This window comes from Olsenella sp. oral taxon 807, assembly GCF_001189515.2.
GTDB lineage: Bacteria > Actinomycetota > Coriobacteriia > Coriobacteriales > Atopobiaceae > Olsenella_F.
Genome location: NZ_CP012069.2, coordinates 2,962,836 through 2,978,423, shown reverse-complemented (window position 1 = coordinate 2,978,423; position 15,588 = coordinate 2,962,836). Strand labels below are relative to the sequence as shown.

Here is a 15,588-nt window from a genome sequence, read left to right as displayed (position 1 = left end):
CGGACCTGAGGCTCACGCAACTGAAACAGTGACGCAACTATCTACCCAAACGAGCTCACAAAACCTTCAGTGTATACATCCAAATATGCGAGTGGGAACCGTAACATATTCAAAGGGCATAGGGAAGACGCAAAACAAATCAGGCTGATGAATTGGTTGAGGCTGTGCCCGTAACGGACGAAAAACTTGGGATGATGTGACATGCCCACAAGCGGAGGGACGTTTCTGTGCAATGATCGAACGATCGAGACAAACAGGCAGTGAGAGGGCCGAGGATGGCGCCGGGCAGACAGGCGTGCCTCACACCGACTGAGTGGGAAGGCAGGCTCAGGCACACGAGGTGAGTCGGTCTCCTCGACCAGACGGATCTCGTGGTGCCCTGGGCCATGGCTTCCGTCCCTAGTTGAGCCGTCGGGGACGGACACAGACAGGCACGGCAGGCGGTTCTGACCCGTCAAAATGCTGCCCGAGATGTGCCTCGTGCAGTGTCGACTGGACCTATTCAATGTCACCTGCGAGGACGTCTGCTACGAATCACTCTCGGTCCACGACTTTGCGCGATGTCGGTATTGCGTGCTCGACACCTGCGAGGTGCACGGGCTCGTGCAGGGTAACGATGGCCTCTGCCACGCCAACGCAGGCTTGCGGTGCATCGCCAGACACAAAGAATCTGCTTGGATCCGTGCCTTTCCAGGGCCGGCTGGAGCGTCGCATGGGTACCTTCGAATCCGGGGCCGCACGACGGGCCCAATAAGACGGGCGCGGGAACGGAGCCGAAGTCTCCGTGTGCGCGAGAGCAAAATACCCCTGCCAGGTCGCCAGACGTACTCTCGGCTACACAAAAGTGCGCTACTGCAGCATCGCAAAGGGAGCGGATGCACATCCGTCTGAGACTATACAAACACAAGTAGCTACGAGAGTGTCTTGTACACCAGCCTCTAATCTTATTGAACTAAACAGTCTTGTACGAAAAGATGTCTTTTATTCTACGGTTGTTAAGCATTCAAGAAAGCGACCCGATAGCTATAGAGGACGATGTACCGCCATCCCAGGCTTACGAGGAAGACTCACCGTTGCCTCCTCGGTCTTCATAAAACAAATGAGCTCCCTATGGCCAGAGGAATGGGGTAAGTCATACGTTTCACGTGAAACAAGCTTCATACCGCAAAGCTGTGCAACACTCTCTGCATGCACAAGTTCATTAGCTTCAATATGAGCCTTAGAGCTTACAAGCAAGCCATTCGGTTTGAGTAAGGGAGAAGCATACTCAATAAGAATACTGAGTTTTGCGACAGCACGTACCAAAACAAGATCAAATGAAGCAGCACTACACCGCGCAAGGTCCTCAGCACGAATAGACAGGGCGCTAATCCTTGAATCAAGTCCAAGGTTAACAATAAACTCACGTACGGCATGGATCTTCTTCGTAATGGAATCAATGAGCAATCCATCCATCTCTGTAACGATAGAAAAGGGAATTCCTGGAAAACCAGCACCAGTACCAAGATCGAGAAATCGAGGGCTATTAGATAGATAAGCTGATAGACAGTGACTGTCCTCAAGTACCTTGACAAAGAGTAGAGAGTCAATATAGTGACGGACTATAGCATCATGAGGATCAGTTATCCTTGTGAGATTGATTTGCTCATTCTTTTCAATGACCATACAAAAATGTCTAACCATGAGTAACGCATCATCGGAAGACAGTGATAAGCCAAGAGTTTCGGCTTGAGAAACAAGATAGTTTATAAGCGGATTGATTTGAGATAGCTCCATAGTATCCACCTGACAGAAAACAACGGATCACTAAGTATTGGCACACATGATGACAATTCTCTTATAGATCACCGTTGACATAACCAGCAACTTTACCTCTCGAGATATGACGTTAAAACCCTATGTCACCCTTAAAGGGCTAACCTACTAATGACATCGTGGCAAAGACGCGAAACATCATCATATCAACGATTGTCTAACAAAGAGAATAGCAAAGCACAGCCCACTATACCTCTTAAGGATAGTGGGCAGGAAAACAGACTGTCTCTCAACCCATGGTTTTGACCTTGCCCCTGAGGCTCGCATCGCCTCTCATCATCTGAACATCTCCAGGTACATCCTGAACTCATCCCCAACGCCGAGCGCGGAGCACATCCGCGCGAGACCTTCGAGGTCAGCGTCACTTCTCTTGAAATAGCCCGCCACCGCATCACGTACGAGCTGCGGGTCGGCACCTTCAGAGGATCTCTGGGAGATTAGGTCGGCCACCGTCCGCTCCGCACTGTACGCCTTCACCATTGCGCCGCAGGGAGACCTCACCTCGGTGATGCCCAGCTCGTAGACGTCGGGATTGACCCTGTGGATCCTCGCGTCGGGGTGCTCGCGGGTAAGGCCGCGCGGGTTGTAGCCGTGGGGCACGGTGACGTCGAGTACGTGGGGTATCCTGTCTGAGAGGCCCGCGAGGTACAGCGCACTACCGTGCGAAATCACGCACTTCCTCCACCTGTAGGAGACGGCAGTGAACTCGTCATGAAAAACATCCGGCAAACAGTAGACGCCTCGCGTGAGCTTGTCTATGATGCCCGATTTCAACGCATAGGAAATTGAGCCAGGCAGAAAGCCCGCGCCCTTGATCTGTGCCGCGCTGGCGACGCCTCCGGCTCCATCGACGAACCGTACTATCTCTTCGCTTCTTCCCATATCCGTTCCTTTTGATTTTTGAACACAAATTCTATCCGATTTGTGTCTATTAATCAAAAGTGTGACCAGTCGGAGCTTAACGATCGGTGCAAGCTCCATCTTTCCGGCCCTCCTACATGAACCATCTGAACACTGCCCTGAAGAGCCGGGAGCAGATTTCCACTCATTCCACAGGAGGCGGGCATGTACATCAGCCACGGCGTCGCGGGCGGCAGCAGGTGCGCGACGATTGTCAAGTCAGCGGGGGGCGCCAGGGCCGCGAAGGAGTGCTGTCTCCTGCCGCCCATGATCGGTAGTCCCTGCTACCGCAGCGGATGGCCATGTCACCTGGCGGCTATAGGGGATAGCCTCTGCTGGCAGATACAGTCGGATTACCAACTTTCTGCAAGAGGAGATTTTAAACGTATAGCTGCGTTAGCCCTATTCTGATACGACGCAGCAACACTCTATTCCCACGTCAACCAATACGGAAAACATGGGGCAGCTTGGCGAGCAGCTCGATCGGGTCGTCGGAGCGGCAGGCTTCGTGCACCGACGTAAGTCACGTAAGGCAACCGTATCAGAATAGGGTTAACACAGCCTAAACGCATAATGACCCCGATCTTCACTGGAGTCAATATATCAAACCTCATGTTTATGGGTGTATCTTTTATCAGATATACGATTTATACCCCAATAACCGAGTAATTTACTATTCCCACTCAATAGAAGCAAACAGGGCAGAGTGAACTTAACGAGCCTCCTGAACAACGGCTTTGTATATTTTCACGTCCGCGAAACCGTCCCAAAACCGGGACGTCCCCTGGGACTCAACACTGAATCCCGCTTTAGCACGCGATAGCAAGAGTGGACGCACGTCGCTGGGGGCAAATGACCTGAACTACGAAAGCACGGTCATGTTGTACACGGCCGATTTCTCTTTTGAATTGGCTTGTACAAGGGTCACGAAATTTCCCAGAGAACAAACGATCCGACTCGCGGAAATGAGAATCGACAAGCTTAACCCAACCTCATACATCCAAATCGTCGAAAGCCATGCGTCCTGCGTCGGTCTGCTGATGACGTTGGAAATTGCGGTTTGGTGGCATGGTATACGCTCGTCTTGCGATTCGAGGCTTCAAACTAGGCCGTTCGGCGTCCCTTCGGCTTTATGGTACCAACGCGGGCGGGCTGCATGGCATCTTTCATCAGGGCGGAGGAGCATCGCCTGATAGACTGTTCTCCTCCGCGTCAAAGAAGGGGCGGCTCCGTAACCCATCACCTTCCACGCGTCCCGCTCCCAATCAACAGCTGGAGCGGTTCCGTCTAAACGGGAGAGGCGGATCGACGCGGCTCACGATCTGCCCGAAGTGCGGAACTTATCTTTGCGTTGGCTACTGCGGCAGCGGGCCTGACAATCTCCTCTATCTCGTATCCCTCGATCGGATGGGGAGGACAGAGCTCTCTCGCCTCGCCAGCCTGCGCGCCTGGAGTCCTGTTCGTGAAGTTGGGAAAGTACGACCCCAACGCCCCGTAGTTCCTCGCCTTCCAGGCCTCGAGGAATCCCGTGTAGCCTCTGACGAACGCAAAGTGCCCCAGAATCTGGCGGGGGGTTCCCCGGCGGCGTTTGCCCAGTTGGGCCGTCTCCCAAAGTGCCCGGGAGGCTGGCGGGGGGGTTCCGTGCCTGGCGGGGGCTCCGCCGGCGCCGCCCGCCACCCGGCGCCGCCCGCCGCCGGCCCGAGGGCAGGGGTCGGGCGCAAAGTGCCCCGGAATCTGGCGGGGGGTTCCCCGGCGGCGTTTGCCCAGTTGGGCCGTCTCCCAAAGTGCCCGGGAGGCTGGCGGGGGGTTTCCGTGCCCGGCGGGACTCCGTCGGTGCCGCACCCCACCCGGACGTCACCACCCATCCAGCGCCGCCATGACAGATTACAAAAAGGGGAGGGGTACATACCCCTCCCTCAATCACGTGACCCCAAGACCAAGCCAGCTCAAAGCCGCACAATCAAGCAAGGACTACTGTGGCCTCACGTATGTCACGACAACACGACGCTGCGGATCCTCTCCCTCAGAATGGGTCATGACCTCCTCATTGTCAACGAGGGCAAGGTGTATGATCCTGCGCTCATAGGCATTCATGGGAGCAAGGCGAATCTCCCCCCTCTGCCTGATCGCACGCGATGCCGCAGAGCCTGCAAGCGCAACAAGTTTCTGCTTACGACGCATCTTGTATCCCTCTATGTCAATCACAACGGGATAATGGAAGTGTATCGTGTTGCTCATATAGGAGTTGACGAGCATCTGCAAAGCATCGAGTGTACGACCGTGACGACCAATGAGCACGGCAAGGTCACCACCGCTCACGTCGAGGATCAGTTCCCCCTCGTCGCCATCGTACTCGTCTATGACAAGCTGCTTCTCACCAAAAAAGGCAAGTAGATTCCTGACATAGGACAGCGCGACATCGGCAATACGATCAATATCACTCTCTGATAACGTCTTGCCCGCCTCAAAACGCTCGCGAATGGCAGCTATCTCGTCCTCAGTCACGTTCGTGGCCACATTCGAGGCTACGTCCTCTGCGACCTGTTCGATATCCGTGGAGACGTCTTCGGCACCCTCGGCGTGTCCATACTCCTCAACTTCCATTATTACCTCCGTCTAACTAAAGTCAGACCCCTATAAGTTCATGCCTTGGCCTTCTTCTTGGGCCTCGGCTTGTGTTCCTTACGAACGACCTCGACCTCCACGGGCTGCTTGTCGAGCTTTGCCTGAGCCTCTGCCTTTGCCCTATCCATGACACGCTGGGTCACGAGCTTCTGCTGCACGACCTGCCAGAGGGCCGAGGTGTCATAGTAGAGGAGGACGCCCGAGGGCAGGCCCCATCCGACCCAGAGCATCATGATCGCCATCATGACACCCATGATAAGACTCTGGGAGCGCTGCTCGCCCTCCATGTTCTTGAGGTTCATAAGCATGGGAATAAGGGTAAGCACGCCAAACACGACGACAAGAAGAACGTAGACCCACCCACCTGCGATACCCCACTCGGAAAAAGCCTTCGAGGCTGAGTACTGAAGCGAGGGGAGGATACCGTAGAAGTGCGCCTCCTCACCAACCTCACGCGTGACGGTGAACAGGGCAAAGAATATCGGCATTTGCAAGAGGATAGGAAGACATCCACCAAGCGGGTTAAATTTGTTCTCGGTATAGAGCTTCTGCATCTCATCACGCTGACGCACGGGATCATCAGCGTACTTTGTCTGGATCTCCTTTAACTTGGGCTGGAGCACCTGCATATGAGCGGATGCCTCGGTTGAGCGCGTCATAAGCGGTATGAGGAGCAGCCTGATGATAATCGTCAGGATGATGATGGCCAGTCCCCAATCGCCACAAAAGCCTTCTATGGCGGCAAGGACGGTCTTCAATAGGTTACAAATCGCATCCCACATAGTTCCTCCTGGGTCGGCCCACTAGGGGACGGGGTCAAATCCACCTCTATGAAACGGGTTGCATCGAAGAATCCTCCTCGCGGCAAGCAGGCCTCCCCGTATGGCACCGTATCTCTCTATAGCCTCAGACGCATACTCAGAACAGGTAGGAGAATAGATGCAGTGGCTCCTCAGCAGAGGAGACACACACCTCCTATACCACCCTATGCCCCTAATCAGAGCCTCTTTCATCATATCGAGGCCCCATCCGCCTGACGGATGCCAAGGCGCCTCATGAGCGTGTCGATCGCCCTCGAGACGTCGGCGGGACTGCTCGCGAAGGTGGCGTGTGTCGCCACGAGGATTACCTGGCTCATGTCCTCAGGAAGCCCACTCAAGCGCGCCGCCTCCCTGAGCACCCGCTTGCACCTATTCCTAAACACTGCATTTCCGAGCCGCTTAGGCGCAACGAAGGCGACCCTTCCCAAGCCGCCTTCGTCATCCACGAGAGCTGTCATGCGTACGAGCCTATGGTTCGCACGTCTTCCGCCAAAGAAGACCCTCTCAAAGTCACGCCTGGACTTGATGGTCCTCATAGCGAACTAGACGGTAAGCTGCTTGCGACCCTTGGCGCGGCGGCGAGAGAGAATGGCACGACCACCCTTTGTGGCCATGCGGGCACGAAATCCGTGAGTCTTCGCGCGCTTTCTCTTATTAGGCTGGTACGTACGCTTCATTTCAAAACCCTCCTGGGAAAAGTGCCTAATGTCAATAAGCTATGAAAGTATAGAGGTCTTTGTCAGTCTCTGTCAATTGGGGTCGGGCGGAAGCGCATGAATCACCGTTCGTCCACGTCAGAGCTGGTACCCCGACGGTTCCCAGCTTTCAAAAACTGAAAGAATGCACCATACGAAAACAGCCATGCATGAATGGATTCATTCATATATCGCTCACGAAGTCGTACCACATGCTAGAATATTCTTTCCTCAAATGAGTAGTAGACAGAGTGTATGAGGGAAACGCGGGAGATGTTGAGAACTTTCATACAGGCCCATTCATGAATGAAAGTTTTCATCAATGACGAATGGATGTTGAAAGGGAGGTAGATCGTTGTCACGCAGCTTCTACCCATTCGTCGAGCAGTCAGAAAAGAGCACAGGCGTTACGCCAACCTCTGAGGCGTCAGTTGCTGGGGCATCGGCCACCGTGGCGTCGCCCTGCGGGCAGGCAGGACAGGACGAGCCACTCGAGGTTCGCTATCCCGCCCGCATCGCCGTCTACGACGATCCCTCCGCCGCACCTCGCGTCATCGTCATCGATCCCAAGGACATACGGGACTACCTCGAGGAGATCACGGCCACGGTGTCGCGTCTCTCGAAGGAGCAGGGGGGGACCCTGCCCTTCATGGTCATCCGCGAGGTCGTTGAGAACTTCATTCACTCCTACTTCAGGCAGCCCACGATCAGCATCCTCGACAGGGGAGACACCATTCGCTTTAGCGACCAGGGACCGGGGATAGAGGAGAAGGAGCGGGCCCTCGAGTACGGGACGACCTCGGCCACCGAGGAGATGAGGCGCTACATCAGGGGTGTTGGCTCAGGACTTCCCTACGTGCAGCAGTACATGCAGGACAAGGGCGGCTCCCTCACGATAGACGACAACATGGCGGGAGGCACCATCGTGACCATATCGGCCGTCGCACGAGGCGATGGGAGCGACTCTGCCTCGGGCGTCTTTTCGGCGCCTCCCCAGGGCCCGTCACAGGTCGGGGCCTTCGGACAAGCAATCCAGTCACCTCCGCCACCCGTCCTGCCGCAGCAACTTGGATACCCCATCTACCAGGCCTACCCCATTCTGTCCCAGCCGTTTGCGCCCCAAGCGTACCCGCAGCAGGCACAGCAGGTACCACACTGGCAGCCAGGCGCGCCCACTTACCCGCAGCCGACGGCAGGGACCACGCGCCAGGAGTCCGCCTCGCAGGCACCCTCCCAGCCCGCCATCGCGCTCAGCGAGCGCGGGCACGCGATACTCTCATACCTCGCCGAGCACGCGAGCGTCGGCCCCACCGAGCTCACCCGCCGCTTTGGCCACTCCCAGCCCACCTGGACGCGCGAGCTGCAAGCCCTCGAGGAGATGGGGCTCATCGCAAAGCGCAAGGGAGAGCAGAAGCGCAGCCTCACCGTCTCTGGCCGGGCCATAGTCGCAGGCATGGGGCGATGACCCACCTGACCACAGAACCCAGAGGCGGCCCTCGACTACCAAAAACCCACACTGAGCCCGTTCACAGATGTCAGTTTTCATCATATACTTAGGCCTCGCTCTGACTTTTCAACACTGGCAACGCGTACACGGCGCTCCAAGTCTGGGGGATCATGGACTCAACGCAAGACGACGCACAGGTCCTGTGGCACGACATGCTCACGCTCCTCGCAAAGAAGAAGGTCGGCCCCTCCACCCTGGCCATGCTCAGGAGCTGCAAGGTCGCTCCCTTCGACGGCTCAACGATCACCATCTCGACCTCTCTTGGCTTCGCGCGACGAAAGATCCTACAGCAGGCCCCCATCATCGAGGAGTGCCTCTCTGAAGCGGCCTTCCAGCCGGTGGGACTCGTCGTTGAGCTCTCCCAGGCCGAGGGCCCCCAATCTGTCGAGACGATCGCCCAGGTGACGAGCGAGGAAGCCGGGCTCATGAGTGCGCCCGACACCACAGCCCAGCACAGGCGCAGACGTGCCGTCGAGCGGGCGAGGAGCGCCTTTGCCGACAGTGCGCAAGACCTGGCAGGCTCAAAGCTCACCTTCGAGCGCTTCGTCGCCGGCGAGGAGAACATGCTCGCCTTCGAGGCGGCCAAGCAGGTGGCCGACGGCGAGAACAAGGGCTACAACCCTCTCTTCATCTATGGCAAGAGCGGGCTGGGAAAGACCCACCTTTTGCGCGCCATACAGAACTACGTCGTCCTCAATGACCCCTCCCGCCTCTGCGTCTACCGCACGGCAGGGGAGTTCGTCGAGGACTACCGCATCGCCTCGAACAACAAGGAGACGTCGGCAAGAAGCGCCCTCTCGAACAACTACCAGAACGTCGACATCCTCATCATCGACGACGTCCAGAACATGCACACCGCCGCAGGCTCCATCCGCTTCTTCTTCGAGACCTTCAACGCCCTCACGGCCAGGGACAAGCAGATCGTGCTCGCCGCCGACCGCTCGCCCTCACAGCTCGGCATGGGCGACAGCAAGTTCGACGAGCGCGACACGAGCCGCATGGACTCGGGCGTCACCGTGAGCATCCAGGTGCCCAACTACGAGCTCAAGCTCAACCTCATAAACGCCTTCTACGAGCGTATGCACCAGGACAGCGAGCAGGAGCACGTCGCAGGCATGTCGGGCACCATCTCGGAAGACATGCGCCAGCTCATGGCCGAGCGCTCAGGCACAAACATCCGCGTCATCGAGGGATTTGTCCAGACCTGCCTCATGAACGCCACGCGCAAGGAGCAGAAGGGCGGGACGCTCAACAGAGAGGACATCGTTCGCCTCGCAAACAGCAAGTGGCCAAACGGCCAGCGCACCGTGAGCGTAGGACAGATACAGAAGGCCGTCGAGACCTACTACGACGTGTCGCACTCGGACCTCGTCGGCTCGAAGCGCAACAAGGAGCTCATGGAGCCCAGGCACGTGGGCATCTGGCTCTCACGCGAGCTCACGGACAACACCCTGGCAGACATCGGCAAGAAGTTCGGCGGGCGCACCCATGCGACCGTCAAGCACAGCATCTCGTGGGTCGATGCCACCCTAAAGGAGGACAGGATCTTCCTCGACCGGGTGGAGACGCTCAAGGATAGCATCATCGACAAGGGATAGAACCTGCAGAGATCCCTCTGCGACAGTGGGTGTCTCCTTCGTGCTGCCAGGCCTGTCGAAAGTCGTGAAGATATCCTTTCGGCAGACCTCGAAAACCCACCGCCCACCGCCCAAGCGAGCGCGCCTACGCCCGCCCCTGTCGAGAGCGTCGATTCTCAAGAAGCTCGCGGGCAACGGAGACAAACCCTCCATCTGTGGGAACGTGGACCTTTCTACAATTCGACAGTCGTTATTATTGATAACGCTCTTATATATAGTAAGTACTATTAAAGACAGACCGTCGCGGAAAGGATTGAAGATGAAGTTCTCGGTAAGCCAGTCATTCCTTGAGCGAGCACTCTCCATTGTGGCGAAGGGAATGGCCTCCAACTCGACCCTTCCCATCCTCTCGGGTATCTACATCAGCGCCACCGCAGGTGTGATAGAGCTCCAATCCACTGACCTGACCATATCGGTTCGCCATAAGTTGGCGGCGAACGTCGAGGAGGGTGGGCAGACCGTGGTCTCGGGCAGGGTCCTTCAAAACGTCGTGAAGACCCTTGCGGACGCCGTGGTGAACTTCGAGGGAGGAGAGAGGGTGCTCACCATCACCTGCGCCAAGTCGACCTTTCGCCTCAACACCATTGATGCACAGGACTTCCCTGAGTTTCCCAGCTACTCCCTCGAGCGTTCCATCGAGCTTCCGAGCGTGCTTCTTGCCCAGATGGTGGACAAGGTCTACAAGGTGACGTCAAAGGACAGCTCCAGGCCCATACTCTCTGGCGTGCTGCTCTCCGTCGAGCAGAACACGGTGCGCCTCGTTGCGACCGATGCCTACCGCCTTGCGGTCTGCGACTCGCACACGCAGACCTCAAGCGCCGATGAGGCCTTCACGACCATCGTCTCGGGGACAACCCTCCACGACGTGATGACGCTTGCCTCAGACAGCGACACCGTCATGATAGGCACCACCGAGAACCAGGTCGTCTTCGCGTTTGGCGACACGACCTACATCGCCCGAAAGATCGAGGGGAGCTTCCCAAACTACAAGCAGCTCCTGCCCTCGACCTGCAACACTTCCGTCACGATCGACGTCGAGGGGCTCTCTGCCGCCTTGAGGCGCGTCTCTGTCATCACGCAGTCAAACTCCTCGGTGCGCTTTGACATAGACGTCGACGGCAGGCTCATGAGGCTCTCCGCGTCATCTCCAGACCAGGGGGACTCGGCCGAGACGATGGACGTCGAAGCCGAGGGTGAGAGCGTGTCGATAGCCCTCAACTACCACTACGTCTTCGACTGCGTGAACGCAAGCGGGTCCGACAGGAAGATCTGCCTCGAGCTCCAGAGCTCCATGCAGCCGGGCATCTTCAAGTCGTATGGGCAGATAAACTACCTCTACCTGCTGATGCCGGTCAGGATGTAGCACAGGTGCTGCTCGTCAGGAGCCTCTCGCTGCGCGACTGGCGAAACTTCGATGACAGGACCATAGGGCTCGGCGAGGGCATGACGGTGCTTCATGGCCGCAACGCCTCGGGCAAGACCAATGTCGTCGAGGCCCTGCAGACGCTGACATCGGGACGTTCGTTTAGGCGCCCGAGGCCCGCGGAGCTCGTACGCGAGGGCCAGGGGCGGGCGCTGGCGTCGGCACGCCTGGAGGGTGACGGCCGCGTGATCGACGTCTGCTGTAAGGTCGAGGGGACGCGTCGCCACTTTGAGAGAAACGGCAAGCGCTGCCACGCGGCGGACCTGCCCGAGACGATGATGAGCGTCCTCTTTTGTCCGGATGACCTCTCGCTCGTAAAGCGCGGCGCATCCCACCGAAGAGACGAGCTCGATGACTTTGGCAGGCAGGCAAACCGGGGCTACGGGAGGGTGCTTGCGGCCTACGAGCGTGCGGTCGCACAGAGAAACCGCCTGATCAGGGAGGACGTCGTCGATCCTGGCCTGCTCGGGGTCTGGGACGAGTCCGTGGCGCTCTGTGGTGCGGCCCTGCTCTTTGCGCGCCTTCGCCTCTTTAGGCGCCTCTCCTCGCACGTGAGGGACATCTACGAGAGGATATCGGGCGGCGAGCGGCTCGACTGCACCTACATTGCCTCCGTCGGGAGCCAGGAGGAGCTCGCAGGGCTCTCCAAGGACGAGCTCAGGGATCTCATCCTCAGGCAGCTGGAGGAGCGTCGGCACGACGAGCTCAGAAGGCGCCAGACCCTCGTCGGTCCACACCGCGACGACCTGGGCTTTGCCATCGGCGGCAGGGATGCCCGAGCCTTCGCCTCGCAGGGACAACAGCGCTCAGTCGCGCTGGCGCTCAAGATGGCCGAGGTCAAGCTCTCCTTTGAGGTCGTGGGAACAAGGCCCCTGCTCTTGCTCGATGACGTCATGAGCGAGCTCGACGAGAGGCGCTCTGTGGCCCTGATGGACTTCGTGCAGGGCACCATCCAGTCGGTCGTCACGACGGCGAACGTGGGAAACTTTCCCAGAGAGCTTCTTGACAGGGCCACGTTGGTGGGTATCGGCGAACTGTGATGGCACAACATGGTCCTTGACCTCCCATTTACATGGTGTCTTCACATGGTAATTGTTTATGGTCAGGTCAACTAAGGAAATAAAATGAAATTGTCCTAAGATGCCAAAAAAAGAACTGGGTTTTGCTTGCACGATAGAGGGATAAGCGATATAGTCCTGACTTACCAGTGATGGTAGGCAGTGTTTGCTCTTAGAAAGGGGCAGGAATGGTAGAAAAGAAGAACGGAGTTGTGCCGGTCTCCAAGAAGGTCGCAGCAAGCGTGCTTGCTGGCATCATGGCGACTGGTATGGTGCCTGCGGCAGCCTTTGCGGAGGGTACTGCAACCGACACGAGTTCCGATAGCAACGTAGAGTTCCAGGCAGAAGATGTAGAGTCTCAGGCTGCTGATGATGTAGAGTTGCAGCTTAGCCCAGATAAGGCATTTAGTGCAGCCAAACTTACGCTTGATCCTGCTATTCCCGCTACAGGATATCCTATAAAAGATAAAAAGCTTCCTACTGATGACCTGAAGTTAATTAAAGTTGAGATTAGTCCTAATGTAACATTGAATCTTACCTATGATAAAGATTCCGGCAAACTTTACGATCAGACCAAGTTTGAGAAGACTCAGAAAAAAGATCTATATTACTCCATCTCATATAAGAATGCTTCCAATATACCTGTTAGTGAAGATGAAGTAAGAAATAATGCGGGTTCTTATAAACTTTTTGTGACCGCAACTGATGGGGACTATAAGAGTGGTTCGGCGTCAGCAGACTTTATAGTAAAAGGTACGCCTCTTACTTTAGATACCCACGCATATAATAAGGAAAGTGGCCTACCAGACGACTTCACTTATAGCGCTGAAGCGCAGAAGATTACCTTTAAGGCTGGTGGTAATGTTCTTGATGATAGTCAATATGTAGTCAAGTACTTTAAAGATGGTGATGATCCCGCTGATTCATCAAAGGCTCTACCAAGTACGCCTGTTGATGCAGGAGACTATATCGCCAAAGTGGAACCAAGGGATGGTGCTACTTTTGATACCGCACTAATTCCGTTTACAGTTAAGCCATTAAACCTTAAAAAGGCTGTAACGGATGATAAGCTAGCCGCTCAGTTTAATACCTCTATTGTGGTTGGTGCAGACACTCCTATCAATAGCAAGGTTCAGCTTGTAAGTGTCAATGGTTCCAAAGCCCTTGCGTCAAAACTTCAGGCTATCGATTGGCGTAAGGCTAGTGCTGTTCCTACTGGCAAAGATCTTGGTTCGTATCAAGTGAAACTTACGGCAAAAGATCCTAACGACAAGAACTTTGTACGTGTTAATGGAGAGGTGGATACTGACTTTAGCAAAAACTATGTGTACAGGGTCGCTTATGCTACTTCCATGGAGTATGATGGCAAGCCAATGGAAGGTCAGTCTGTAAATATTAATGGAAATCTTGGCCATCAGCAATGGAATAAGGACCTTATCAAAGCACGTGATCAGAATGGTGTTGCTATAGATCCTAGTGAGGTTTTCTATACAGATGTGAGAACCGGAAAGAAAGTAAATAGCATTTCTGGCACGTCTGGCGAGTATATTGTAACTGCTCTATGGCATAATAATGAGGCAGCTCGTGAATATGATTTTGGCGCAGCTGCTACGATGAGGGTCACAGTATCTGAGAATTCTGTAGATGCTGATACGAACGCGATAGTCACTTTCAAGCAGCAAAAGGATGATGAGCAGGGCGTAGTAACAAGTGCCATTAAGACTACCTATGATGGTACTGATATCATCAAGCGCATTGGATATAGTGTTAAGAAGGATGCGACTCATTATCTGGAAGAGGGTCCAGATAAAGACTTTACTGTTGACTATACTGACTCAAAGGGCAATGTAGTTACCTCGATCAAGGACGCTGGGACTTATACGCTTACGTTCAAGAGCAAGAAGTACTTTATCAAGAACCCGTCCGTACCCATTACGATTGAGCCTGCTAAGATCCAAGCAATCATGCCTTTCAGGATTGACCCAGATACAAAAAAGGCCAAGGCCATCGAGGCTGATAGCATCGGTAATGGCCAGAGCAGTGTCGTCGTTGCCCCTGGTGAGGTGTTCATCAGGTATAACAATGGCGAGAAGGACACGAATGGGAATCTGGTCTGGAAGGACCTGCCTGCTGATGCTGTGGTGAAGATTACCAACAGCAAGGGTGAAGAGGTAAAGAAGTTTGATAAGGCTGATACCTACAAGATCTCTGTCTCAAAGCCGAGCGCCAATGACACTAATATGGAGATCACTGCTCCTGAGATGACCGTTACGGCCACTGACAGGGTTACAAAGGATGATTTCCTTGATGTAATTAATCCAGCGAACTATACTGGCTCTGATCCGCTGCCTTGGTACTGCAAGGAGGTTTATAAGGCTAAGGAGCTTGGATATATTCACGGGTATGACAACAATCGAATTCCTCCTAGTGCAAATAATTCACGTGCGACTATGTTTAAGCCCGAGCAGTCAATCACTCGTGCCGAGTTTGCCCGTGTCGTTTTCAATATGGCCGGTGAGCCTGATAATGAGACTGTCAGGGGTCTGAGGGGTAAGAATGACTCAACGTACCGTACTGACTTCTCAGACTGTGATGACTCCGCTTGGTACTCTAAGGCTGTTGCGTGGGCACATGCCGTTGGTATCGTTAAGGGTGATGACGGTACAACCAACTTCAGGCCTGATGAGCAGATTTCCCGTCAGGAAGTAGCTATTATGCTGTCCCGTTACGAGAAGTTTGTAGCTCCCAACCAGTATAAGTCTGGTGAGGGTACGAGCTTGAGTGCCTATCTTGATTCCTTTGCGGTTGATAGTTGGGCTAATAGTGCAGTGCAGTGGGCTGTGGCTAATAAGGTCATGGGCGTTAATACGAACCTCCTGAGTCCTCGTAACGATATCACTCGTGCCGAGGTAGCTGCGATGGCAGTTCGTGCACAGCCGAACAAGATTGCTGGCGTAAATTAGTGCCATAGACGGTAGATAGCACGGACACTGTCCAAGCTGGTAAGAGCGGGCGTCTTCACATGGTGGAGGCGCCCGCTCTTTTGCTATCCTTTACATTTGATCTTGTAGCTTGAGAAGGGAGGGGTATGGGGACTGGGAACAGGA

12 protein-coding genes are annotated in these 15,588 nt (G+C 55.2%); 5 read left to right on the top strand and 7 right to left on the bottom strand.

Annotated features, from left to right (window positions below; genetic code table 11):
* Positions 1-1,023 precede the first annotated feature (1,023 nt).
* From rsmG to rpmH, 7 genes are all read right to left on the bottom strand, one after another.
* Complete coding sequence (gene rsmG / locus ADJ70_RS14290) at positions 1,024-1,776, bottom strand: 16S rRNA (guanine(527)-N(7))-methyltransferase RsmG (RefSeq protein ID WP_083444034.1); 753 nt, start codon at positions 1,774-1,776, stop codon at positions 1,024-1,026.
* Positions 1,777-2,091: 315 nt separating this feature from the next.
* On the bottom strand, positions 2,092-2,697 hold the full coding sequence (locus tag ADJ70_RS12870) for a type IV toxin-antitoxin system AbiEi family antitoxin domain-containing protein (protein WP_050342042.1): 606 nt from the start codon (positions 2,695-2,697) through the stop codon (positions 2,092-2,094).
* Between the two features lie 1,989 nt (positions 2,698-4,686).
* Positions 4,687-5,319 carry a R3H domain-containing nucleic acid-binding protein gene (locus ADJ70_RS12860; protein ID WP_083444033.1) on the bottom strand — a complete coding sequence of 211 codons (633 nt, stop codon included), beginning with the start codon at positions 5,317-5,319 and terminating at the stop codon, positions 4,687-4,689.
* 38 nt (positions 5,320-5,357) lie between these two features.
* Positions 5,358-6,122, bottom strand: a complete 765-nt coding sequence (locus tag ADJ70_RS12855; protein ID WP_050342038.1) for a YidC/Oxa1 family membrane protein insertase — start codon at positions 6,120-6,122, stop codon at positions 5,358-5,360.
* Positions 6,123-6,143: 21 nt separating this feature from the next.
* Entirely contained in the window at positions 6,144-6,353 is a 210-nt protein-coding gene (gene yidD / locus ADJ70_RS14280) for a membrane protein insertion efficiency factor YidD (RefSeq protein WP_083444116.1), read from the bottom strand.
* Complete coding sequence (rnpA, locus tag ADJ70_RS12850; RefSeq protein WP_050342036.1) at positions 6,353-6,697, bottom strand: ribonuclease P protein component; 345 nt, start codon at positions 6,695-6,697, stop codon at positions 6,353-6,355. Before rnpA ends, yidD begins: the two co-directional genes overlap by 1 nt.
* A 6-nt stretch (positions 6,698-6,703) precedes the next feature.
* Positions 6,704-6,838 (bottom strand): 50S ribosomal protein L34, encoded by a 135-nt coding sequence (gene rpmH, locus ADJ70_RS12845; RefSeq protein ID WP_050342033.1) that lies wholly within the window; start codon positions 6,836-6,838, stop codon positions 6,704-6,706.
* 469 nt (positions 6,839-7,307) lie between these two features.
* On the opposite strand from rpmH, the gene ADJ70_RS12840 reads away from it, so the two are divergent.
* The 5 genes from ADJ70_RS12840 to ADJ70_RS12820 all read left to right on the top strand — a co-directional run bounded on the left by ADJ70_RS12840 (position 7,308) and on the right by ADJ70_RS12820 (position 15,444).
* Positions 7,308-8,321 (top strand): ATP-binding protein, encoded by a 1,014-nt coding sequence (locus tag ADJ70_RS12840; RefSeq protein WP_050344600.1) that lies wholly within the window; start codon positions 7,308-7,310, stop codon positions 8,319-8,321.
* Between the two features lie 152 nt (positions 8,322-8,473).
* A complete protein-coding gene (locus ADJ70_RS12835) occupies positions 8,474-9,961 on the top strand; it encodes a DnaA ATPase domain-containing protein (protein WP_050342031.1) in 1,488 nt (495 codons plus the stop codon).
* A 298-nt stretch (positions 9,962-10,259) separates the two neighbouring features.
* Positions 10,260-11,363: a DNA polymerase III subunit beta gene (gene dnaN, locus ADJ70_RS12830; RefSeq protein WP_050342029.1), complete on the top strand. Its 1,104-nt coding sequence runs from the start codon at positions 10,260-10,262 to the stop codon at positions 11,361-11,363.
* Positions 11,364-11,368: 5 nt separating this feature from the next.
* Positions 11,369-12,463: a DNA replication/repair protein RecF gene (locus ADJ70_RS12825; RefSeq protein ID WP_050342027.1), complete on the top strand. Its 1,095-nt coding sequence runs from the start codon at positions 11,369-11,371 to the stop codon at positions 12,461-12,463.
* A 206-nt stretch (positions 12,464-12,669) separates the two neighbouring features.
* A complete protein-coding gene (locus ADJ70_RS12820) occupies positions 12,670-15,444 on the top strand; it encodes an S-layer homology domain-containing protein (protein WP_050342025.1) in 2,775 nt (924 codons plus the stop codon).
* The last annotated feature ends 144 nt before the right edge of the window (positions 15,445-15,588 follow it).